At 72.8% G+C, this 23161-nt stretch carries 21 protein-coding genes and 1 pseudogene; 18 read left to right on the top strand and 4 right to left on the bottom strand.

The annotated features are described in order from the left end of the window. Positions 1-107, top strand: a pseudogene (locus IG62_RS46265) (2-hydroxy-3-oxopropionate reductase); the annotation flags it as partial. Between the two features lie 159 nt (positions 108-266). Here IG62_RS46265 and IG62_RS0113265 read toward each other — a convergent pair. Further along, positions 267-1466: a cytochrome P450 family protein gene (locus IG62_RS0113265; RefSeq protein ID WP_063755360.1), complete on the bottom strand. Its 1200-nt coding sequence runs from the start codon at positions 1464-1466 to the stop codon at positions 267-269. 146 nt (positions 1467-1612) lie between these two features. Between IG62_RS0113265 and IG62_RS0113260 the strand changes: the two genes are divergently transcribed. Both IG62_RS0113260 and IG62_RS0113255 read left to right on the top strand, forming a co-directional pair. Further along, on the top strand, positions 1613-1840 hold the full coding sequence (locus IG62_RS0113260; protein WP_030417114.1) for a hypothetical protein: 228 nt from the start codon (positions 1613-1615) through the stop codon (positions 1838-1840). 103 nt (positions 1841-1943) lie between these two features. Beyond that, the gene (locus tag IG62_RS0113255; RefSeq protein ID WP_030801367.1) at positions 1944-2465 is read left to right on the top strand and encodes a methylated-DNA--[protein]-cysteine S-methyltransferase; all 522 of its coding nucleotides are present in this window, start codon (positions 1944-1946) and stop codon (positions 2463-2465) included. Positions 2466-2486: 21 nt separating this feature from the next. Here IG62_RS0113255 and IG62_RS0113250 read toward each other — a convergent pair whose 3' ends face one another. Next, positions 2487-3251, bottom strand: a complete 765-nt coding sequence (locus tag IG62_RS0113250; protein WP_030801364.1) for an SDR family oxidoreductase — start codon at positions 3249-3251, stop codon at positions 2487-2489. A 117-nt stretch (positions 3252-3368) separates the two neighbouring features. Beyond that, positions 3369-4352 carry a ScbA/BarX family gamma-butyrolactone biosynthesis protein gene (locus IG62_RS0113245; RefSeq protein WP_030801362.1) on the bottom strand — a complete coding sequence of 328 codons (984 nt, stop codon included), beginning with the start codon at positions 4350-4352 and terminating at the stop codon, positions 3369-3371. A 174-nt stretch (positions 4353-4526) separates the two neighbouring features. On the opposite strand from IG62_RS0113245, the gene IG62_RS0113240 reads away from it, so the two are divergent. Both IG62_RS0113240 and IG62_RS44585 read left to right on the top strand, forming a co-directional pair. Beyond that, positions 4527-5213, top strand: a complete 687-nt coding sequence (locus IG62_RS0113240; protein WP_030801359.1) for a ScbR family autoregulator-binding transcription factor — start codon at positions 4527-4529, stop codon at positions 5211-5213. Between the two features lie 404 nt (positions 5214-5617). Beyond that, positions 5618-8158 carry an MFS transporter gene (locus tag IG62_RS44585; RefSeq protein WP_078871979.1) on the top strand — a complete coding sequence of 847 codons (2541 nt, stop codon included), beginning with the start codon at positions 5618-5620 and terminating at the stop codon, positions 8156-8158. 42 nt (positions 8159-8200) lie between these two features. On the opposite strand, the gene IG62_RS0113230 is transcribed toward IG62_RS44585, so the two are convergent. Further along, positions 8201-8890, bottom strand: a complete 690-nt coding sequence (locus tag IG62_RS0113230) for a FadR/GntR family transcriptional regulator (RefSeq protein WP_030801353.1) — start codon at positions 8888-8890, stop codon at positions 8201-8203. Between the two features lie 225 nt (positions 8891-9115). Here IG62_RS0113230 and IG62_RS0113220 point away from each other — a divergent pair, with 225 nt between their 5' ends. From IG62_RS0113220 to hypF, 13 genes are all read left to right on the top strand, one after another. Further along, positions 9116-11068 carry a 2-isopropylmalate synthase gene (locus tag IG62_RS0113220; protein WP_420711063.1) on the top strand — a complete coding sequence of 651 codons (1953 nt, stop codon included), beginning with the start codon at positions 9116-9118 and terminating at the stop codon, positions 11066-11068. A 378-nt stretch (positions 11069-11446) separates the two neighbouring features. Next, complete coding sequence (locus tag IG62_RS0113215) at positions 11447-12166, top strand: DUF4232 domain-containing protein (protein ID WP_030801348.1); 720 nt, start codon at positions 11447-11449, stop codon at positions 12164-12166. A 169-nt stretch (positions 12167-12335) separates the two neighbouring features. After that, on the top strand, positions 12336-13424 hold the full coding sequence (locus IG62_RS0113210) for a hydrogenase expression protein HypE (protein WP_030801347.1): 1089 nt from the start codon (positions 12336-12338) through the stop codon (positions 13422-13424). Between the two features lie 105 nt (positions 13425-13529). Then, positions 13530-15314, top strand: a complete 1785-nt coding sequence (locus tag IG62_RS0113205) for a nickel-dependent hydrogenase large subunit (protein WP_030801345.1) — start codon at positions 13530-13532, stop codon at positions 15312-15314. Next, entirely contained in the window at positions 15311-15895 is a 585-nt protein-coding gene (locus IG62_RS0113200; protein ID WP_030801342.1) for a NifU family protein, read from the top strand. Before IG62_RS0113205 ends, IG62_RS0113200 begins: the two co-directional genes overlap by 4 nt. Next, a complete protein-coding gene (locus IG62_RS0113195; RefSeq protein ID WP_051798024.1) occupies positions 15892-16560 on the top strand; it encodes a DUF5947 family protein in 669 nt (222 codons plus the stop codon). Before IG62_RS0113200 ends, IG62_RS0113195 begins: the two co-directional genes overlap by 4 nt. After that, a complete protein-coding gene (locus IG62_RS0113190; RefSeq protein WP_030801339.1) occupies positions 16557-17273 on the top strand; it encodes a DUF6084 family protein in 717 nt (238 codons plus the stop codon). Before IG62_RS0113195 ends, IG62_RS0113190 begins: the two co-directional genes overlap by 4 nt. After that, the gene (locus tag IG62_RS0113185) at positions 17270-18688 is read left to right on the top strand and encodes a hypothetical protein (protein ID WP_030801336.1); all 1419 of its coding nucleotides are present in this window, start codon (positions 17270-17272) and stop codon (positions 18686-18688) included. Before IG62_RS0113190 ends, IG62_RS0113185 begins: the two co-directional genes overlap by 4 nt. After that, positions 18685-19290, top strand: a complete 606-nt coding sequence (locus IG62_RS0113180; protein ID WP_078871978.1) for a hydrogenase maturation protease — start codon at positions 18685-18687, stop codon at positions 19288-19290. The genes IG62_RS0113185 and IG62_RS0113180 overlap by 4 nt, the downstream gene beginning before the upstream one ends. Continuing rightward, positions 19284-19388, top strand: a complete 105-nt coding sequence (locus IG62_RS50090) for a DUF6893 family small protein (protein WP_393571331.1) — start codon at positions 19284-19286, stop codon at positions 19386-19388. Before IG62_RS0113180 ends, IG62_RS50090 begins: the two co-directional genes overlap by 7 nt. A gap of 167 nt (positions 19389-19555) precedes the next feature. Continuing rightward, a complete protein-coding gene (locus IG62_RS0113170; RefSeq protein ID WP_030801331.1) occupies positions 19556-19936 on the top strand; it encodes a hydrogenase maturation nickel metallochaperone HypA in 381 nt (126 codons plus the stop codon). Positions 19937-19939: 3 nt separating this feature from the next. Next, positions 19940-20713 (top strand): hydrogenase nickel incorporation protein HypB, encoded by a 774-nt coding sequence (gene hypB / locus IG62_RS0113165; protein WP_030801329.1) that lies wholly within the window; start codon positions 19940-19942, stop codon positions 20711-20713. Then, positions 20710-23151, top strand: coding sequence for a carbamoyltransferase HypF (hypF, locus tag IG62_RS0113160; RefSeq protein ID WP_030801328.1), 2442 nt, complete (start codon positions 20710-20712; stop codon positions 23149-23151). Before hypB ends, hypF begins: the two co-directional genes overlap by 4 nt. Positions 23152-23161: the final 10 nt, after the last annotated feature.

The raw sequence follows: 23161 nt of genomic DNA, 5'->3' as shown, positions 1-23161 counted from the left end.
TCGCCCAACTCGTCGCCTCCCTGCGCGCCCAAGGCGACGGCGGCCTGGACCACTCCGCCCTCCTCCGCGGCGTCGAACGCCTCTCCGGACACCCCACCGAAGGCTGAGCCGGTCCGCGGGCACGTCCCGCGACGGTCCCGGAACGGCCGGCGCCGCGACCGCCGCACTGCGGTCGCGGCGCCGGTGTACCCGTGTCCCACGTCCCCGTGGAGTCTCCCCGTTCCTGCGGCTCTCCGCCGAGCCCCCGTTCCCGACTCCCCGTCGAGTCAGCGGACGAATGTCACCGGCAGGCGCGCCGGACCGCGCATCAGACGCGCCCGCCGCCATTCCACCGCTTCCGGTCCGTGGCCCGCGGGACGGATGTCGGTCCAGCGGGTCAGCAGCACCTCGAACGCGATCCGGGCCTCGACGCGGGCAAGCGCCGCGCCGAGGCAGTGGTGCGGGCCGTGCCCGAAGGAGAGGTGCCCGCCCGCGCGGCCGAGTCGTACGGTGTCGGGTGCGTCGAACCGTGCCGGATCGCGGTTGGCGGCGCCGGGCGCGACCTGCACGACATCGCCCGCGGCGATCGTGACGCCGCCGAGGACCAGTGGCTCGGTGGCGAAGCGGAAGGTCGCGACGGTCAGCGGTCCGTCATGGCGCAGGAATTCCTCGACCGCGGCGGGCAGCAGTCCCGGGTCGGCCCGGAGCCGGGCGCGCAGGGCGTCGTCACGGAGCAGGGTCACCATGCCGTTGCCGATGAGGTTGGCCGTCGTCTCGTGCCCGGCGACCACCAACAGGGCGGCCAGCGAGACCAGTTCGGGCTCGGAGAGCCGATCGTCGTCGTCCCGGGCGGCGATCAGCCCGCTGAGGACGTCGTCCCCGGGCGCCGCGCGCCGGTCCGCGATCAGCCGGGTCAGATAGCCGCTCAGGGCGTGGGACGCACGGTCCACGGTGTCCGGGGCGGCCGCGGCGAACAGCTCGTTGGACCAGCGCCGTACCGCCGCTCGGTCCGGCTCGGGGATCCCCAGCAGCTCACTGATCACGGCGATCGGCAGCGGCACCGCGAAGCCCTCGACCAGATCCGCCTCGTCCCGCTGCGCCAGGGCGTCGGCCAGTTCCCCGGCCAGCACCCGGATGCGCGGTTCCAGGCGTGCGACGGCCGCCGGGGTGAACGCCGTCATCGCCAGTTTCCGCAGCCGGCCGTGGTCCGGCGGGTCGGTCGCGAGCAGGGTGCGGCTGACCGCCGGCGCCAGGTTGCGGTTGCTCGGCCGGTCGGCGAAGTAGCGGGCGGTGTCCTTCGACAGCCGGGCGTCGGCCAGCGCCGCCCGCGCCTCCGCCCATCCGGTCACCAGCCACGTCGTCCGGCCGTTCCCGGTCCGGATCCGCTGTACGGGACCGCGCGACCGCACGGCGGCGAGCAGCGGATACGGGTTCCGGAAGTACTCCGGCGAGGCCAGGGGATCCGCTCCCGAGGCGTTTCTCTGCACGGCAACACCATTCCTTGTGGGGTGTCTCTGTCGGGAAGTCCCGGTACGCAGTCCTCGTCACGCAAGCATTCCTTGCGTGGGCAACGATTGCTGCCCCTGGGGGCGGTCGACGTGCGGGAGTGCGCTGCCCGTCGCACGCTGGAGGCATGACCGAGCACCCGCCAGTCATCGTGCACCCGCCGACGCCGTCCGGTGGACGGCGGGTGACCGTGCGTGGGCAGATCGTCGGCCTGGCCCACGGCCGCGGCGACGTCGCCGAATTCCTCCGCCGGGCGGGGGTCGCCGGTCCGGCGGAGGACATCCGGCTGGACGACCCGCGGCTGGTCGAATGGCGGGGCGGTTCACTGGACGACTGGCCCATGCCGTCCGCCTGAGCCGCCGGCCGGGCACGAGGCCGCGTCCCCCCCCCGCAGCACGACGTCCGATTTCCGCCGGTGCACCCCGGCGACCTGCGGCACAGTGGTTTCCGTGACACTCATGACGCTCTACACCACCCTCGACAGCCCACTGGGCGAACTCCTGCTGGTCGGGCAGGAGTCGGCCACCGCACGGGGCGGTACCGCGCTTCGCTCGCTGTCCCTGCCCGGGCAGAAGGGCGGTGCGGCCGTGCAGGACGGCTGGGTCCGCGACCCCGCCGCGTTCGACGGGATCGCGCAGCAGCTGCGGGCCTACTTCGACGGGACGCTGACCCGCTTCGACATCGAGTACGCCGACACCGCGGCCACCCGTGGCACCGCCTTCCAGCGGCGCGTCTGGCAGGCCCTGGAGGCCGTTCCGTACGGCACCACGACCACGTACGGGCGCATCGCCGAGGCGATCGGGGCGGCGCCGGCGGCGGTCCGTGCGGTGGGGACCGCGATCGGCCGCAACCCGCTGCTGATCGTGCGGCCCTGCCACCGCGTGATCGCCGCGAACGGCTCGCTCTCGGGCTACGCGGCCGGCCCGGAACCCAAGCGGCGGCTGCTCGGCCTGGAGGGCGCCGCCCCGCGCCCCCTCTGAGCCCGCCGCCGGGCGCCGCACTCAGAGCATGGACCCGCCGGTGACGTCGATGCGCTGCCCGGTGATCCAGCGGGAGTCGTCGGAGGCGAGGAACGCGGCGACGTCGGCGATGTCGGCGGGGCGGCCGAGCCGGTTGAACACCGAGATCGCCGCCAGTGCGGCATGGGCTTCGGGCGTCGCCCGCATCGCGGCGTTCATGTCCGTCTCGATGAAGCCGGGGGCGATGGTGTTCACCGTGATCCCGCGCTCGCCGAGGTCCTTGGCGAGGGTGAGGGTGAGGGTCTCCACCGCGCCCTTGGAGACCCCGTAGGCGATGGTCGATGGGAACGCCGTAGTGGTCACCGCCGACGAGATGTTGATGATGCGTCCGCCGTCACGCATCCGGCGCAGCCCGTGCTGGGTGACGAAGAACGGCGCCTTGGTGTTGACCGCGAGGATGCGGTCGAACTCCTCGGGGGTCACCTCGCCGATGTGCCCCGGCAGGCTGATCGCCGCGTTGTTGACGAGGATGTCGAGGCCCGCCCGTGCGCCGTGCGCCGCCAGTCCGTCGTCGAAGGCGGAGAAGAGGGCCTCGGCGTCGCCCGGCACTCCCAGTTCCGCGCCGATTATGAAGGCCTGGCCACCGGCGCCTCTGATGTGTTCGACGGTCTCCTTTGCCGCGATGTCGTTGCTGCCGTAGTGGACGGCGACCAGTGCGCCGTCCTGGGCCAGGCGCTGGGCGATGCCCCGGCCGATGCCCCGGCTGGCGCCGGTCACCAGCGCGGTCTTTCCGTTGAGGTCACCCATGAGTGTTGGCCTTCCATGTAGGCGAGGCGGGCATGCGGCCGCCTATGACTGTGGCATGCGGGGGATTGCTGCGCTGTCGGCTGGGCCGCGAAGCGTGTGGCGGATGAGCCGCGTCGCTCAGTCGCGGGCGTCCAGCGCCGTCAGGGTGGTCACGAAGACCGGCTCGTCGTGCTGCGTGCCGGTGACCTGGACGGTGGTGCTGCCGGGCAGCGCCGAGGGGACGCGCCGGGCCTCGATCACGCAGGGCACGCCGTGCTCGGCGTAACGGCGGAATTCGGTGCCGACGGCGTACGGGACGAAGCCCCCGGGCGTGGTGCGGGCGCGGGCGGCCTGTTGCGCGGCGTCGAGCAGCACCATTCCGGGGATGTGGTCGTTCGCCGGGTTGACGACCGCGGCGTGACCGGGGGCGACGCGCAGCACCCAGCGGTCCGGCCGGTCGGTGGGGGAGAGCAGGACGTCGTGCTCGGTGGCGCTGCCGGTGAGGTGCGGCGGGACGGCCGGCGGTAGCGGGCGGAGGTCGCGCCGGGCGGTGAGGCGGTCGCCGCGGATCCGGCCGTAGACACCGGGCGAGGTGACGGTCACATTGGAGTGGCCCGTCGCGACGATCCGGCCCGCCTTACGGATGGTCATGTCGAACCGGCCGCTCACCAGAGTGCCGGCCCGCATCCGCAGCTTGCTGCAGGTGACGTCGATCGTCAGAGAGGTGGGGCGGTCGCCCACGGCGAGGTGTTCGGGGTCCATGGTGTAGACGAGGTCGCCGAGGATGAAGTGGTGTCCGACCGGAACGCCGAGTTCTGTGTGGCAGAGCAACAGCCCTGCCTGGCGGATGGTCTCCCCGGTGAGAATGGGATGATGCCGGCCGTGAGGGGTGGTGAAGTACCCGTGTTCGTGGGGCCACTCGGCGGTCAGCGAGAAGTGCGCGTCGTCCACGCGCCGCCAGGAGGTGACCAGCACGTCGTCGAGGAGGGGGCGATGGACCCATTCCCGGGGGACGCGGGTGCGGGCGGGGGGCGGAAGGCTGTCGCCGGGGTTGCGGGGGTGGTGCAGCTGCTGTGGGGTCGTGGGCTGAGCGGTGCCGCTGACGTGCATCGTGTCGCTCATGGCTGCCCCCAGGCGTCTCTACGGGATGAGGTCCATCGCTGTTAAGATACGTACCATCCGGTTTTATTTTCAATGCCGGGCTGAGGGAAGGGGGAAATACGCTGGTGGCGGGGCGACTTGCAGTGGTGGCCACACCGGCGGCAACGGAAGATTTCGAGAGACAGGAGGCGTCCTGTGGCACAACAGGACCGCGCGATCAGGACCCGGCGAGTGATCTTGGAGTCGGCCGCCGCGGTGTTCGACGAGCAGGGTTATGACCGTGCGACGATCGCCGAAGTCCTCGAACGCGCCGGGGTGACCAAGGGCGCCTTGTATTTCCACTTCGCTTCCAAGGAGCAGCTCGCGCTCGCCATCCTTCAGGAACAGGTGGTCGATATCGCCGTCGCGCCGCAGCCGATCAAACTGCAGGAATTCGTCGACTCCGGTCATGTGCTGGCCTTCCGGCTGCGCACCGACCCGATTCAGCGCGGGGCCGCGCGGCTGGCCGTCGAGCAGGGCTCCAACCACCTGGACCGCAGGCAGTCGATGCTCGCCTGGAGCCAGTTCGTCGAGGGGTTGTTCGACGAGGCGAAGGGGCGCGGCGAGGTGCTGGAGAGTGTTGACGTGCGGGACACCGCCGAGCTTTTCGTCGGCGCTTTCGCCGGGTTGCAGATGATGTCGCAGGCGTTTTCCAACCGGGCCGACCTCTCCCACCGGCTGACCGTTTTCTTCCAGCACACCCTGCCCAGCATTGCCGTGCCCGCCATCCTCGCCAAGCTCCAACTCGGCCCCGAGCGCGGGGAGAAGCTGGATGCCGAACTGCAGCAGAAGGCGCAGCCCGTGGCGCAGGCCGGCGCCGGGCTGGATGTCGCCGCGGGCTGAGAAGCGCCCTGCGGGACGATTCGCGTAGAGCGCAGAATTCGGGCAGGAAAACATACCGCGCACGCGGTGTTGATCGGTCGCGGTCCGGAGGCCTTGCGAAGACCTCGGGAAGGTGTCGCGGAAAAGCCGCGGCGCCTTCTTCGTGCGTCGGATTGTCAGTGGTGTGCGCTTCACTGGTTCTCGTCGGTCCGGTGGGCGGCGTGAGGCAGATCACCGCGCGGTGATGCGGATGCCTCCCGACGTGCGGAATAGACCGCCGAGTTGAAACGTTCGTCATGCACGTATCAAGGGCTCGCCGTGTCGACGCCCTGCCCCGTTCCCTGACGACTTCTCGCGCTTCTCACCCTTCGCACGCTTCTCACGACTTCTGACGACAGTCCTTCCGCCGCCTGGAGGCCGCACGTATGACGCAGACGACGACGGATCAGCTCCCCGGAAGGGGCGTGGGTGCGGTGGGCGCCACCGAGGCCCCCGCGGTGTCCGGACCGGCCGTGGGCGGACAGCGCAGAGCCGGTGGTGCCATCGTCCCGGTCCTCGCCTTCGCCGGCATCGTCGTCGCGGTGATGCAGACGCTGCTCGTACCGGTCATCAAGGACCTGCCGGTGCTTCTCCGCACCGCACCGAGCAACGCCACCTGGGTCATGACGGCCACCCTCCTCGCCGGTGCCGTCGCCACCCCCATCATGGGGCGGCTCGGTGACCTCTACGGCAAGCGGCGGATGCTGCTGACCAGCCTCGCGGTCATGGTCGTCGGCTCGCTGGTCTGCGGGTTCACCAGCGACCTGGTCACGATGATCGTCGGCCGGGCGCTGCAGGGTTTCGCCATGGGCGCGATACCGCTCGGCATCGGCATCATGCGGGACGCACTGCCGCGCGAACGGCTCGGCTCGGCCATGGGCCTGATGAGTTCGTCGATCGGCGTCGGTGGTGGACTCGCGCTGCCCGCCGCCGCCCTCGTCGCCCAACACGCCGACTGGCACAGCCTGTTCTTCGGCGCCGCCGGACTCGGCGTGCTCTCCATCCTGCTCACCCTGCTCCTCGTGCCCGAGACGCCGGTCCGCGCCCCGGGCCGCTTCGACGTGGCGGGCGCCGTCGGGCTCTCCGCGGGGCTCGTGGCGCTTCTGCTGCCCATCACCAAGGGCAGTGACTGGGGCTGGAGTTCACCCACCACCCTCGGGCTGTTCGGGATCGCGCTGCTGGTCCTGGTGCTGTGGGGCGTGATGGAACTGCGCATCGCCGACCCGCTGGTGGACCTGCGCACCACCGCCCGCCGCGAGGTGCTCCTGACCAACCTCGCCTCGATCACGGTCGGGGTGGCCTTCTACGCCATCTCACTGGTGCTGCCGCAGCTGCTGCAGCTGCCCGAGTCGACCGGCTACGGCCTGGGCGAGTCCATGGTGGTGGCCGGCCTGTGCATGGCGCCGCTGGGTCTGACCATGATGCTGGTCGCGCCGGTGTACGCACGGATCGCGGCCCGCCGCGGCCCGAAGGCGACGCTGCTGCTGGGCATGCTGGTCATCGCCGTCGGATACGGCGCGGGCATCGGCCTGATGAACGCCGCCTGGCAGACCGTCATCATCGCCGTGGTCGTCGGCGCCGGCATCGGGCTGGCGTACTCCTCACTGCCCGCGCTGATCATCGGCGCCGTCGACGCCTCCGAGACCGGCGCGGCCAACGGCCTGAACACCCTGATGCGTTCGATCGGCACCTCGGTCTCCAGCGCGGTGATCGGCATGGTGCTGGCCCATATGTCCCAGCGGATGGGCCCGGTCACGGTGCCCACGATGGCCGGCTTCCGGGTCTCCTTCCTGATCGCCACGGCCGCGGTCGTCCTCGGCGTGGCGCTGGCCTCCTTCCTGCCGTCACAGCGCAAGCCCTCCCGGCCGACCCTGGTGGCCCAGAGCACGGACGATGCCGAGCAGGGGATGGGTGAGGGCAGCGAGGACGACATCGACCACGGGACCGGTCAGGACAACGGCGAGGACACCGACCGCGGGACGGACCAGGGCAACGGCGAGGACACCGACCGCGGGACCGGCCGGGGTGGCGCGGAGGGCGGGGCCGCGTACGACCCCCGGTCCGGATTCCGGGGACGTGTCCTCGGGTCCCACGGCGGGCCGGTCCCCGGTGCGACCGTCACCCTGATCGACCATCAGGGGCGGCAGGCCGGCGTCACCACCGCCGCGTCCGACGGGCGGTACGCGCTCGCCGCCCCGGCGGCCGGTACGTACGTCCTGACCGGCGCCGCGCCCGGACACGCCCCGTACGCCACCTCCGCGACCTACCGCGGGGCAGGTACGACCGTCGAGACCGTCGAGACGGATCTGCTGCTCACCGCCAGCGGCCGGCTCCACGGCACGCTGCGCGGCGGCCCCGAGGGAACCCCGCTCGCCGGCGGCGGCATCGTCGTCACCGACGCGGCGGGCGAGGTGGTGGCCCGTACGGCCGCCGGGACCGAGGGGCGGTGGGAGGTGACCGAACTCCCGCCCGGCAACTACACCCTGGTCCTCAGCGCCCCCGGCCACCAGCCGCAGGCCCTTGCCGTGAACGTGACCGGTGACGCCGGCCCGGAGCGCCAGGACGTCCGGCTGCGGCCGGCCGCCACCGTCCGCGGCACGGTACGCGGACCGGGCGGCCGCCCGCTGGCCGACGCCGCGGTGACCCTCCTCGCGGACGGCACGGTCACCGGGCACACCGTCACGGGACCGGACGGCGCGTTCGCCTTCTCAGACCTGAGCGGGAGCCGGTACACCCTCACCGCGGCCGGCTATCCGCCGCACGCCACCCCGATATCCCTCCCCGGCGGCGCCGAGCAGACCCACGACCTGACCCTCACCCAGCCGTCCGCCCCCGATCTCCGGCCGGCAGCGACCGACCTCCGACCGTCCACCCCCGATCTCCAGTCGCCCGCCCCCGACCTCCAGCCGTCCGCCACAGACAGCTGAGCGAGGGGGCAGCGTACCGGCCCGGGCCGCACGCTCTCCCTTTCACCGCTCCGCCAACTGCCCCAGGGTTTCGTCGAATTCCTCCCGCAGGATCCGGCTCGCCGTCGTACCGTCGCCGTCCGCGACGGCGTCGACCAGCGCCGCGTGCCGGGCGTCGCCGGGCTGCGGGTCCCGGCCGCGCAGGTCCAGCAGCTCGACGAGGTCGATCAGACCCTGGCGCAGGGCGGGCACGAACTCGGTGAAGAGATCGGTCAGTACGGGGTTGTGCGCGGCCGCGACGACGGCCGCGTGCAGGGCGATGTCCGCGTCCACGAACGCCGCGGTGCCGGACCCGGCGGCGGTACGGCGGCCCTCCAGGGCGGCGCGCAAGGCGGCGACATCGTCGTCGGTGCGCCGGACGGCGGCCAGTTGGGCGGCCTGTACCTCCACCATGGCGCGGACCTCGTAGACGTCCCCGACGGCCGCGCGGCGCAGCCGGGCCGGCCAGTCCTCGGTGGGCTCGGTCGCGATCACGAACACCCCGGCGCCCTGCCGCGGCTGGACCAGTCCCGCGCCCGCGAGCGCCCGTAGGGCCTCGCGCACCGTGGAGCGGCCGACGCCGAGGGTCTTGGCCAGGGTGGTCTCACCGGGAAGCCGGGTGCCCACCGGCCAGTCGCCCCCGGTGATCTGGTCCTGCAGCCGCTGGGCGGCCTGTTCGACCAGGGGGCTGGGGCGGAGCGCTTCGAGCGGCATGCCGTGGTACCTCGCACCTTCCGAACACTCAGTTCCGGACACTCAGTTCCGAACATCTCGGTTCTAACTCCTCAGGTTGTCTGAGGAGTTGATGTGTGGTTACTGTACCCGGCATGACGCTGCGTGGTCTCCTTCTCGGCCGCCGTGGCGGGGCCTGACGCGACCGGCACCCCGCCGCGGGGTTCGGTGCTGCCGGTCTCCCTCCGGCTCCTGTGAAGGAACGCGATGTCCCACGAGATCTCCCGCGAGATGTCCAGCCCCGACCGCAGTACCAGCAACTCCCGCCCCGCCACCGGCACCAGCGGCACAGAAACGACCGCCGCCACCACCACCGCCACCTCCCTCGCACCCACCCCCGTCTCCGTCCCCATCCCCATCCCCATCCCCGCCCCCGCCCTCCGTACGCCCACCGGCCCCGTCCCCGCCGACGCGCCGGTGTGGAACCCGCAGCGCCACAGCGCGATGCCCTCCTACCGCTACCGGCCCGCCCATCAACGCGTCGAGGTGCCGCGCACCGCCCGGGCCTGGCCCGCCGCCCGGATCGTGCGGGCCCCGCTGTGGGTGCCGGTCGACCTGCGCGACGGCAACCAGGCGCTCGCCGAACCGATGGACATCCCGCGCAAGCGCCGGATGTTCGATCTGCTCGTCTCCATGGGCTTCAAGGAGATCGAGGTCGCCTACCCCTCCGCCAGCCGTACCGACTTCGACTTCGTCCGCCATCTGGCCGAGAGCGACGCGGTGCCGGACGACGTCACCGTGGTCGTCTTCACCCCGGCCCGACGCGAGCTGATCGAGCGGACCTTCGCCGCCATCGACGGGCTGCCGCGCACCGTCGTGCACCTCTACACGGCCACCGCACCCACCTGGCGCGAGGTGGTCCTCGGCCGCAGCCGGACCGAGGTGCGTGACCTGGTGCGGGACGCGGCAACCCACATGGCGCGGCTGGCCGCGGCCCGCCCGCAGGCCGACATCCGGTTCCAGTTCTCGCCCGAGGTCTTCAACCTCACCGAGCCCGATCTCGTCCTGGAGATCTGCAACGGTCTGACCGAGCTCTGGGACGCCTCCCCGGACCGCCCGGTGACCCACAACCTCCCGGCCACGGTGGAGGTCGCCACGCCCAATGTGTACGCCGATCAGATCGAGTACATGCACCGCCATCTGGAGCGGCGGGACGCGGTCGTGCTCTCCGTGCATCCGCACAACGACCGTGGCACCGGCGTGGCGTGCGCGGAACTCGCCGTGCTGGCCGGGGCGCAGCGCGTGGAGGGGTGCCTGTTCGGGAACGGCGAGCGGACCGGGAACGTCGACCTGGTCACCCTCGCGCTCAATCTGCACACCCAGGGCGTCGACCCGATGATCGACTTCTCGGACCTCGCGACCGTGCGCCGCACCGTGGAGGACTGCATCCGGCTGCCCGTGCACCCGCGGCACCCCTACGCCGGCTCCCTGGTGCACACCGCCTTCTCCGGCACCCACCAGGACGCCATCAGCAAGGGCCTGGCCCACCACGCCCGGCGCGCCGCCGAACTGGGCGTACCCGAGTCCGAAGCGCCGTGGGCGGTGCCGTACCTGCCGGTCGACCCCGCGGATCTCGGGTGCAGTTACGAGGCGGTCATCCGGGTCAACAGCCAGTCGGGCAAAGGGGGGATCGCGCATCTGCTGCGGCTGCACCACGGCCTGGACCTGCCGCAGGGGATGCGGCCGGACTTCTCCCGCGTGGTCCAGCGGGCGACCGACGACAGCGGGCAGGAGGCGACGCCCCAGGAGCTGTGGGAACTGTTCCGCGGCAGCTATCTCGACCCGGGGGAGGAGGGGCCGCTGATCCTGGCCTCCTGGACCGCGACCGAGCCCGTGCCGGGTGAGCACCGGATCCGCTGCACGCTGGGCCGCGCCGGGCGTCCCGCGGACGCACGGCAGGCCGAGGGCACCGGCAACGGTCCGCTCGCCGCCTTCACCGCGGCGCTGGCGGCCGCCGGCCATCCCGCCGAGATCCTCGACTTCGCCGAACACGCCCTCACCTCCGGGCCGGACAGCGCCGCCGTCGCCTACGTCCGGTGCCGCATCGGCGGCGTCGCGTACTGGGGCGCGGGCCAGGACACCTCCGTCCTGACCGCCTCCCTGCGGGCCGTGCTCGCGGCCGTCAACCGGGCGGAGCGGGACCGGGAGGAACGGACGTAGCGCCCGGCCGCGGTCCGGCTCCCCGGCGCTGGGGGCGGGCGTAACGGTGCCGAACGGGGGTAACCGGGATTTCTACGGCAACCCGGTCGCCGATCCGCCGACCACCGGAGCCGACCAGGGCCCCGGGAAGTAGGCCGAAGCTGGTGGTGCCGCGTCCGCAACTCGGGGATTTTCTGCGAGCCTGAGCGGCGCCCCGGAATCCCGGCTGGTCAATGACGTGCCGGAGGTATCGGCGCGCCGCCCGGGCCGGCTCGTTAGTGGTGTGTTAGTGCCTCGTTAGCGGACCGGCAGCGCCCGGGGCCACGCTGGAAGAGCAACGGACGGACCGTACGCAACCAAACGACGAGCTCGCACCTACCAGACGAGGGGGAGACACTCATGTCGCTCACCACCAAGACACTCGGCCGTGGCCGCCGTGTCGCCGCCGGATCGCTGATCGCCGTCGCGGCGCTCACGCTCACCGCCTGCCAGGACGGGACCGGCGCCGCCTCCCGCCCCTCGTCGGCCGCCGCATCCGACACCTCCCAGGAGGCCGGCAGCGGTGCCAAGCCGTCCGGCAGCACGACCGGCGGCGCCCAGCAGTCGGCCGGTGGCGAGCGGCCCTCGGCGAATTCGGCGTCTGCCGGCAGCAAGGCGAAGGGCAACGTGCCGGGCACCACGAAGTCGCACGCCTCGGCCATGACGGCGTCGGACCGCTGCACCGCCGCCAACATGTCGCTGCGGCTGGGCGCCTCCGACATCGGCGCCGGCAACATCCGCTACCCCCTGGTCTTCACGAACAAGGGCAAGAAGGCCTGTACGCTGCGCGGCTTCCCCGGCGTCTCGCTGATCCAGCGGGACGGCTCGCCGGTCGGCAAGCCCGCCACCCGCGAGGGCGGCCCGGGCGGTGCGGTCCGTCTCCAGCCGGGGCAGAGTGGGCACGCCGTGCTGCACACCGTCAACGAGGGCGTGTCGGACATCCCCTGCTGGAGTCGTTCGCAGCTCGTCTTCGTCTACCCGCCCGGCTCCAAGGAGTCGATGACCACCGGCAGCCGCGGCTTGCGGGTGTGCGGCGGCCGGTTCGACGTGACCGCGGTGCAGGCCGGTTCGCTCGGCTGACGGCCGGCACGGTTTTTGAGGGCGCCCGGTACTTCCGGGCGCCCTCGAACCATTTCCGGCCCTTCACCGCAACGGCCCAGCCCAACCGGCCGCGCACCGCGCGGGGTGTTACCAAGGTGAACGGAAGTCCTGTATGGGGCTTTCGTTGTAGATTCGCCGAGGAGACCCCATGTCCGCAGCATCGAGCGTGGCCCCCCAGTCCGCCGCGGACGGAAAGCCGTCCGCGGAGGACCAGCCGCCGATCCACATCCTCTGGATCAACGCCGGCCTGAGTTGTGACGGTGACTCGGTGTCGCTGACGAACGCGACCCAGCCGAGCATCGAGGAGATCGCGCTCAGCGTGCTGCCCGGCCTGCCCAAGGTCGCCGTCCACTGGCCGCTGATCGATTTCGAATGCGGGCCGGTCGGCGGCGCGGACACCTTCATCGAGTGGTTCTTCAAGGGCGAGCGCGGCGAGATCGACCCGTTCGTGCTGGTCATCGAGGGATCCATCCCCAATGAGGCCATCAAGCCGGAGGGTTACTGGTGCGGATTCGGCGACGACCCGGAGACCGGCCAGCCGATCACCACCAGTGAGTGGATCGACCGGCTCGCCCCCAAGGCCCTCGCCGTCGTCGCCATCGGCACCTGCGCCACGTACGGCGGGATCCACGCGATGTCCGGCAACCCGACCGGTGCCATGGGCGTGCCCGACTACCTGGGCTGGGACTGGAAGTCCAAGGCCGGCATCCCGATCGTCTGCGTGCCCGGCTGCCCGATCCAGCCGGACAACTTCGCTGAGACCCTGGTCTACCTCCTCTACCAGGCGGTGGGCGCGGCCCCGATGATTCCGCTCGACGACCAACTGCGGCCCACCTGGCTCTTCGGCGCCACCGTCCACGAGGGCTGCGACCGCGCCGGCTACTACGAGCAGGGCCAGTTCGCCACCGCCTACGACTCGCCGAAGTGCCTGGTGAAGATCGGCTGCTGGGGTCCCGTGGTCAAATGCAACGTGCCCAAGCGGGGCTGGATGGACGGCATCGGAGGCTGCCCCAACGTCGGCGGCATCTGCATCGCCTGCACCATGCCCGGCTTCCCCGACAAGTTCATGCCGTTCATGGACGAGCCGCCCGGCAGCAAGCTCTCCAGCACCGCCAGCGCCGCGTACGGCGGGATCGTCCGCCGCTTGCGCGACATCACCGCCAAGACCGTCGACCAGGAACCCAAGTGGCGGCACCGCGGCGACCAGCTGACCACCGGATTCCGCAGGCCGTGGTGACCGTACGGCCCCCTGAGCGGCCGGCCCGCCCCCGCTCACCGTCCGGCGCTCCCGCCACCCCGTCCGACCCCACCTCCCGCCTACAGAAGGGCAACGGCACACACGATGGCACCGACGACTAAGGCGGCCGGTGACGGCAGCGGTCTGACGGAGATGTCCTGGGACCCGATCACCCGGATCGTGGGCAGCCTGGGCATCCACACCAAGATCGACTTCAAGCAGAAGCGGGTCGCGGAGTGCTACAGCACCTCGTCGGTCTTCCGCGGCTACAGCGTCTTCATGCGCGGCAAGGACCCGCGCGACGCGCACTTCATCACCAGCCGGATCTGCGGCATCTGCGGTGACAACCACGCCACCTGCTCGGTCTACACCCAGAACATGGCCTACGGGGTCAAGCCGCCGCACCTGGGGGAGTGGATCATCAACCTCGGCGAGTCCGCGGAGTTCATGTTCGACCACAACATCTTCCAGGAGAACCTGGTCGGCGTCGACTACTGCGAGAAGATGGTCCGCGAGACCAACCCGGGCGTCTGGGAACTCGCCCGGCGCACCGAGGCCCCGCACGCCGGCGACCACGGCTACCGCACCATCGCCGACATCATGAGCTCCCTCAACCCCATCGAGGGCGAGTTCTACCGCGAGGCGCTCCAGGTCAGCCGCTACACCCGGGAGATGTTCTGCCTGATGGAGGGCCGCCATGTGCACCCCTCCACGCTCTACCCGGGCGGCGTCGGCACCATCGCCAGCGTCCAGCTCTTCACCGACTACCTCAGCCGGCTGATGCGCTACGTCGAGTTCATGAAGCGGGTGGTCCCGCTCCACGACGACCTCTTCGACTTCTTCTACGAGGCGCTGCCCGGATACGAGGAGGTCGGCCGGCGGCGCGTCCTGCTCGGCTGCTGGGGCGCGTTCAACGACCCCGACCACTGCGACTTCACCTACCGCAACATGACGGACTGGGGCCGCAAGATGTTCGTGACCCCGGGCATCATCGTCGACGGCAAGCTCGTCACCAACGACCTCACCGAGATCAACCTCGGCATCCGCATCCTGCTGGGCAGCTCCTACTACCAGGACTGGGCGGACCAGGAGAAGTTCGTCACCCACGACCCGCTCGGCAACCCGATCGACGCCCGCCACCCGTGGAACCAGCACACCATCCCCGCCCCGCAGAAGCGCGACTTCGCCGACAAGTACAGCTGGGTGATGTCCCCGCGCTGGTTCGACGGCAAGGAGCACCTCGCGCTGGACACCGGCGGCGGACCGATCGCCCGGCTGTGGTCCACCGCGCTCTCCGGGCTCGTCGACACCCCCTACGTCAAGGCCACCGGCCACAGCGTCGTCATCGACCTGCCGCGCAGCCTCACCCGCCCCGAGGCCCGCTTCGAGTGGCGGATCCCCAAGTGGAGCAACGCCCTGGAACGCAACCGCGCCCGCACCTACTTCCAGGCGTACACCGCCGCCATGGCGCTGCACTTCGCCGAACAGGCCCTGGAGGAGGTCCGCGCCGGACGCACCCGGACCTGGGAGAAGTTCGAGGTCCCCGACGAGTCCATCGGCGTCGGCTTCACCGAGGCTGTCCGCGGCGTCCTCTCGCACCACATGGTCATCCGGGACGGGAAGATCGCCAACTACCACCCGTACCCGCCGACCCCGTGGAACGCCAGCACCCGTGACAGCTACGGAACTCCCGGCCCCTACGAGGACGCGGTGCAGAACACCCCCATCTTCGAGGAGAACCCCCCGGAGACCTTCAAGGGCATCGACATCATGCGCACGGTGCGCAGCTTCGACCCCTGTCTGCCCTGCGGCGTCCACATGTACGTCGGCGACGGCAAGACCGTCCGGACCGAGCACGTGCCCACCGGCCTGAGCGGACTGGCCGGATGAGCGCCCCCGCCGACCGCCAGGCACCGCCCGCCGCCCCGAGCGCCGAAGAGGCCGGCCGCCGCGTCGAGGAGGTGCTCGACCGGCTCACCCGGAACGGCGACCACGAGACCGGCGCCGCCGCCGAGGAACTAGTCCGCGTCCTGATGGACTTCTACGGCGCCGGGCTCGCCCGCATCATGCACCACCTGGAGCGCACCCCGGACGGCACCGGCCCGCACCCCGCCCTGCGCACCGCGCTGCTCGGCGACCCCCTGGTCACCAGCCTGCTCGCGCTGCACGACCTGCACCCCGAGGACACCGAGGCCCGCATCGGACGGGCCCTGGAGAGCGTCCGTGGCCGGCACCCCGCACAGACCGCCGGCTTCGACCCGGACACCGGCACGCTGCGGCTGCGGGCGGCCGACTCCGGCGGCTGCGGCTGTTCCGGCGCGGACGGAACCGGCCGGCAGGCCGTGGAAGCAGCGGTCAGCAGCTTCGCCCCCGAGGTCAGCACCGTCGAGTGGGAGGCGGCCCCGGCCGCGGAGGAGCCGGTCCTGCTGCAGATCTCCCGCCGACCGCCGGCCCCTGCCACCGCCTCATGACCGGCCGTCAGCCGGTGGCCACCCGCCTGGGCCCGCACACCGCCCACCGCGGGCTGCGCCGTTTCCGCGCCCCGACCCCGGCCACCCCCGAACGCTGCGAACTGTGCGGCGTGGTGCTCGCCGACCACAACCACCGCCACCTCGTCGACACCGAAGGCCGGGCCCTGGCCTGCGCCTGCACGCCCTGCGCCCTGCTCTTCGAACAGCCCGGCGCCGGCCACGGACGGTTCCGCACCGTCCCCGACCGCTATCTCACCGACCCCGGCCACACCCTCGACGAGGCGGCCTGGGACCTGCTGCGGATCCCCGTCGGCGTCGCCTTCTTCCTCCGCCACACCGGCCTGGACCGGCTGGTCGCGCTCTACCCCAGCCCGGCCGGCGCCACCGAGAGCGAACTCGACCCCGCCGCCTGGGAAACCGTACTCGCGGGCAGCCGCCTCGCCCCGCTCCTCCAGCCCGACGTCGAGGCCCTGCTGCTGCGCCGCACCGACGACCGCACCGACTGCTACCTCGTACCGATCGACATCTGTTACGAACTCGTCGGCCGGATGCGGCTGTTGTGGCGCGGCTTCGACGGCGGCGCCGAAGCCCGCGCCGCGCTCGCCGACTTCTTCACCACGGTCGCCCGCCGGGCCCGTGAGCCGAGGGAGGACGACCGGCCGTGACCGAGCTGTCCTTCGACTGCACCGGCGTCCGCGCCGACCGCCGCGCCGCCGCCCCCACCCTCCTCTTCCGGCTGCGCCTGTCCACCGCCGACCCCGCCGACCGGGTGCACGCCGTCGCGCTGCGCTGCCAGATCCGCATCGAACCCGCCCGCCGCGACTACCGGACCGACGAGGCCGAGGCGCTCACCGACCTCTTCGGCGACCGCTCCCGCTGGAGCAGCACCCTGCACCCCCTGCAGTTCGCCCAGGTCTCCCACGTCGTCCCCGGCTACACCGGCACCACCGAGATCGAGCTGCCCGTCCCCTGCAGCTACGACCTCGACGTCGCCGCCGGCCGCTACTTCCACGCACTCGCCGACGGCGAGGTCCCGCTGCTGCTGCTGTTCTCCGGCACCGTCTTCGCCGGTGCCGGCGGCTTCCGGGTCCACCCCGTCGCCTGGCACAAGGAAGCACAGGTGCGGATGCCGGTGACGGTCTGGCAGGAAATGATCGAAACCCACTTCCCGGGCTGCGGCTGGCTGCGGCTGCCCCGCACCACCCTCGACGCGCTGCTCGCCTACCGCTCCCGGCACGCCCTGCCCTCCTGGCAGCAGGCCGTCGAGGCGCTGCTCGCCGCGGCCGGCGACGATCCGCCACCCCCGCCGCCCGCCCGGCACGCACGGCCGTTCCCCGGCACCGCCGCCCGCCCGCTCGCCGAGAGGACCGCCCCATGACGACCGGCATCCGGCCCGACGAGGCGACGGACCGCTTCGCCGCCGCCCGCCAGGTGGCGGACGCCGTGCTGTTCGAGGGCTACGTGCTCTACCCGTACCGTGCCTCCGCCGCCAAGAACCGGCTGCGCTGGCAGTTCGGCGTCCTCGTCCCGCCCGGCTGGACCGCCGCCGGCGCCGAACACTCCCACCAGCGCACCGAATGCCTGATGGAACCGAAGCCCGGCGCCCGGCTCTCGGCCGAACTGCGGTTCCTGCACGCCCAGCGCCGCACCGTCCAACGCCTGCGCCCCGACGGCGAGTTCGAGACCGTCGACGAACTGGAACTGCCCGACCGGGTGCTGGTCCCCTGGGACGAGGCCACCGAGGAACGCCTCACCCTCGACGCCGCCGTCACCGAACTGACCGGCACCGGCCGCGCCCTGCCGTTCACCCGGCCGGCGAGCGAGGAGACCGAGCCGGTGCACGACGCCGACGGACGCCTCATCGGCCGGCTGGTGCGCCGCCGCGCCCGGATCGACGGGCGGATCCGGCTGACCGCGAGCCCGCTCGACGGACCGTACGCCGCGCTGCGGCTGACCGCGACCGTCGAGAACACCGGCGACTGGACCCCCTCCGGCACCACCGACCGGACCGCAGCACTGCCGCACGCGCTGATCGGCGCCCACCTCTTCCTCGGCCTGAGCGCCGGCCGCTTCCTGTCCCTGACCGACCCGCCGGAATGGGCCCGGTCCGCCGTCGCATCCTGCCGCAACGAGCACACCTGGCCGGTGCTGGCCGGCGAACTGGACCGCGCCGACGTGGTCCTGTCCTCGCCGATCATCCTGGAGGATCACCCGGCCGTCGCCCCCGAAAGCCCCGGCGCGCTCTACGACGCCCTGGAGATCGACGAGATCCTCGCCCTGCGCACCGCGGCCCTCACCGACCAGGAGAAGCGTGAGGCCCGCGGCACCGATCCGCGCGCAGCCGACGTCATCGCACTCGCCGACACCATGCCCCCCGAGGTCCTGGAGCGCCTGCACGGGGCCGTACGCGCACTGCGCGAGGTCACCGGCCCCGGCCCTGAGGCACCCGGCGAGCGGGCCCCCGACGTGCCCGGCACCCGCCCCGGCACCCCTTGGTGGGACCCGGGCGGCGACCGCGGCGTCGACCCCGCCACCGACCGGATCAGCATCGACGGACGGCCGGTCGGCGCCGGGAGCCGGGTGCTGCTGAAGCCCGGCCGGCGCCGCACCGACGCCCAGGACCTCTTCCTGCACGGCCGCACCGCCCTCGTCGAGGCCGTGCTGCACGACGTGGACGGCGGGGTGCACCTCGCGGTGACGCTGGAGGACGACCCGGGCGCCGACATCCGGCGCGAACAAGGCCGCTTCCTCTACTTCCAGCCCGACGAACTCGCTCCCCTGGAGGACATGTGAGCGCCCCCGCCCCCGGCGCCGCCCGGCCGCCCGCGAAGACGCTGATCGCCGGCGTCGGCAACATCTTCCTCGGCGACGACGGCTTCGGCGTCGAGGCCGTCCGCCGGCTCGGCGCACACCCCCTCCCGGACGGCGTCGAGATCGTCGACAGCGGCGTACGGGGCGTCCACCTCGCCTACCAGATACTGGACGGCTACGACACGGTGCTGCTCGTCGACGCCACCGCCCGCGGCGCCGACCCCGGCACCGTCCACCTCCTCGACGCCACCGAACCGGCCACCCCGCGCCCGAGGGCCGCCGCCCTCGACGCCCACCACATGACCCCCGACGCGGTGCTCGCGCTGCTCGACACGCTCAGCGCCGGCACCGGTGGCCGCCCGCCCCGGCGCGTCCTCGTCGTCGGCTGCGAACCGGCCGACACCGCCGAGGGGATCGGCCTGAGCGACCCGGTCGAGGCCGCGGTCGACGAGGCCGTGGCACTCATCCTGCGGCTGGTCGGGGCCGACGCGCACGCGTACGCAGACGCTGACGCGGAGGAGGACGTGGACACCGACGCGGACACCGACGCGGACACCACCGAGAGGAGCACCACCCCATGCTGAAACTGATCCTCGGCACGGCGGCCGCCGCCGTGCTCGCCCTCGCCCTGAAGAGCAACCTGCCCGACATCAAGCGCTATCTGCGCATCCGCGCGATGTGACCGCGGCGGCGCTGCACCGAACGAAGGACGCCGCAGCGCCGCCCGGCGAGGCACCCCGGCCCACCCGCGCCCGCGCCGTCTAATGAGCTCAAGGGCCCGGGGCGGGCCCGCGCGAATCCGCGGACCGGCCCGGCGGCACCCATTAGTCCCGCAGCAGAGAGGGACCGATGCACGAGATGTCCATCGCGCTCGCGGTCGTCGACCAGGTCGACGGCGCGGCCCGGCCCGCCGGAGCCACCGCGGTGCGCAGTGTCCGCCTCCAGGTCGGCGAACTGGCCGGAGTGGTCCCCGACGCACTGACCTTCTCCTTCCAGCTCGCCTGCGCGGGCACGGCGCTGGAGGGCGCGGATCTCGACATCGAACCGGTACCGGCCCGCGCCCGCTGCGGCGCCTGCGCCCGGATCTGGCCGCCCGGCATGCCTCCGCGGCTCACCTGCCCGGGCTGCGACGGGACGGACACCGAGCTGCTGTCCGGCCGTGAACTGCAGATCGTCCGTGTGTGCTGGCACGACACCGCGCCGCACCCACCGATTTCCCAGGAGCGCTGAACCATGTGCCGTGTCGTCGACCTGCAACAGGCGGTTCTCGCCAAGAACGACGCCTGCGCCCACACCCTGCGCGAGGACCTCGCGGCCCGCGGCACCGCGCTGGTCAACCTGCTCTCCAGCCCCGGCAGCGGCAAGACCGCCCTCCTGGAGCGCGAACTCACCCTCGCCCGCGAGCGCGGCATCCCGGTGGCCGCGCTCACCGCCGACCTGGCCACCGAGAACGACGCGGTCCGCCTGGCCCGCTCCGACGTACCCGTCAAACAGATCCTCACCGACGGGCTGTGCCACCTGGAGGCCGAGATGCTCGGCGGGCACCTGAAGGACTGGCTCCCCGCCGACACCCGGCTGCTGTTCATCGAGAACGTCGGCAACCTGGTCTGCCCGGCCTCCTACGACCTCGGCGAGACCCTGCGGGTGGTGCTGGCCTCGGTGACCGAGGGCGAGGACAAGCCGCTGAAGTACCCCACCGCCTTCGGCCTCGCCCACCTGGTCGTGGTCACCAAGACCGACATCGCCGAGGCGGTCTCCTTCGACGGGGAGGAGTTCCGCGCCAACGTCGAACGGGTCAACCCCGGCGTCGAGGTGCACCTCACCTCGGTGCGCCAGGGCGTCGGCGAGGGAGTGCTGCTGGACCGGGCACTGGCGGCCCGCGACGGCGCGCCGGTCCACATCCCCGTGATGACCCGCACCTCCCACCACGTCCACGACGACGGCGAACCCCAGCCGTGCGACGAGCACTCCGCCGACCTCGGCACCGTGGCGTCGAGCCGCTCATGACCACCGGGCAGGTCGACCGGGCCCCCGCGGGCGCCCCCGCCCCGGTCACCGCACGCCGCAGGATCACCGTGCGCGGCGTCGTCCAGGGCGTCGGCTTCCGCCCGTTCGTCCACGCCCTCGCCACCGAACTGGGCCTGGCCGGCCATGTGACCAACACCGGTGAGGGCGTGCTCGCCGAGGTCGAGGGCCCGCCCGCCGCACTCGCCGCCTTCGGCGCCCGGATCGCCGGCGAGGCGCCGCCGCTGGCCGTCGTCGACGCCGTGGAGGGCGAGGACCTCGCCGCCACCGGCGACACCGGATTCCGCATCCTGCCCTCCCACGGCCAGGGCCCCTCCCGCACCCTGGTCGCGCCGGACGCCGCCACCTGCGACGCCTGCCTGGCCGAACTCGCCGACCCGGCCGACCGCCGCCACCGCCACCCCTTCATCACCTGCACGCACTGCGGTCCACGCTTCACCATCGTCACCGCGCTGCCCTACGACCGGGCCCGGACGACCATGGACCGCTTCCCGATGTGCCCGCGCTGCGCACGGGAGTACGCCGATCCGGCCGACCGGCGGTTCCACGCCCAGCCGATCGCCTGCCACGACTGCGGCCCCCGGCTGCGGCTGCTGCTCGCCGACCCCGCCGACCCCACCGCCGCGCCGCGGCCGGCACCGGACCCCGCCCCGGTCGCCGCCACCCGTCAACTGCTCGCCGCCGGCGCGATCGTCGCCGTCAAGGGCCTCGGCGGCTACCACCTGGTCTGCGACGCCACCGACGACACCGCCGTCGCCCTGCTGCGCCGCCGCAAGGCCCGCGGCGACAAACCCTTCGCTCTGATGGCCCGCCACATCGACGACGTCGCCCACCTGGTACGCATCCGGCCCGCGGAACGCGCACTGCTCACCGGACCCCAGCGCCCCGTCGTCCTGCTCCGCCGCAGCCCCCACCCCGCGCCGCCCGCCCCGGACGCGCCGGTACCGTCCTCCGCGGTCGCCCCCGGCAGCCCCGACCTGGGCGTCATGCTGCCGTACACCCCGCTGCACCACCTGCTGCTCGGACTGCCCGACGCCCCCCATGGCCCCCGGCTGCTCGTGATGACCAGTGGCAACATCGCCGGCGAGCCGATCGTCACCGACGACGAGGAGGCCGTGCGGCGGCTCGCCGGACTGGCCGACGCCTGGCTCACCCACGACCGTCAGATCCGCGTCCCCTGCGACGACTCGGTGGTCCGGGTCACCGACGACGGCGAGCCGCTGTTCGTCCGCCGCTCCCGCGGCTACGCCCCGTTCCCGGTCCCGCTCCCGGTGCCGGTCCGTCCCGCGCTCGCGGCCGGCGGGGACCTGAAGAACGTGCTCTGCCTGGCCGAGGGCCGCCGCGCCTGGCTGTCCGCACACATCGGCGACATGGACGACCTCGCCACCCAGCTCGCCTTCGAACGGGCCGAGGCGCACCTGGAGACGGTCACCGGGGTCCGCCCCCAGCTGCTCGCCGCCGACCGGCACCCCGGCTACCGCTCCGGCCAGTGGGCCCAGCGGCACACCGACGGCCGTCCGCTGGTCCGCGTCCAGCACCATCACGCCCACATCGCCGCGGGCATGGCCGAACACGGCCTGGACGGCAGCCGCCCGGTCATCGGCGTCGCCTTCGACGGCACCGGCTACGGTGACGACCAGGCCGTCTGGGGCGGCGAGATCCTGCTCGCCGACTACGACGGCTACCGCCGCTTCGGCCGCCTCGCCTACGTACCGCTGCCCGGCGGCGACACCGCCGTACGCCGCCCCTACCGGATGGCCCTGGCCCACCTGCGCGCGGCCGGCATCGACTGGGCCGCGGACCTCCCGCCGGTCGCCGCCTGCCCGCCCGACGAACGGCGGCTGCTCGCCCGGCAGCTCGAACGCGACCTCAACTGCGTGCCCACCTCCAGCATGGGCCGCCTTTTCGACGCGGTCTCCTCCCTGGCCGGGATCTGCCACCGCGCCGGATACGAGGCGCAGGCCGCGCTCGCCCTCGAAGCCGCGGCCCTGACCGCCGGCGAGGACCCCGCACCCGGCTACGCCTTCGCCCTGCACACCGGCACCGACGCCCCGGCGGACCGCGCGGCCGCCGACACCGTCGCGGACCCGGCGCCGCTGCTCACTGCCGTCGTCGCGGACCTCCGGGCCGGCACCGCACCGGCACTGATCGCCGCCCGCTTCCACACCGCGGTCGCCGGACTCGTACGGCGCTGGTGCGCGCTGGCCCGGGAACGCGCGGGCCTGACGACCGTCGTCCTGACCGGCGGGGTGTTCGCCAACACGCTGCTCGCCGAGGCCGCCGCCCGGCTGCTCGGGCAGGACGGCTTCACCGTGCTGCGGCACCGCCGGGTCCCGCCCAACGACGGGGGCCTGGCGCTCGGCCAGATCGTCGTGGCGGCGCGCACCGCACCCGTGCACGGCGGGGTGGGCGTGCCCTGAACGGCGCCGC

It is taken from the genome of Streptomyces sp. NRRL S-337, from assembly GCF_000720175.1.
In the GTDB taxonomy this organism is placed as follows: Bacteria; Actinomycetota; Actinomycetes; order Streptomycetales; family Streptomycetaceae; genus Streptomyces; species Streptomyces siderophoricus.
The sequence above is the reverse complement of the archived record's forward strand: the minus strand, read 5'-3'. Positions and strand labels throughout refer to the sequence as shown.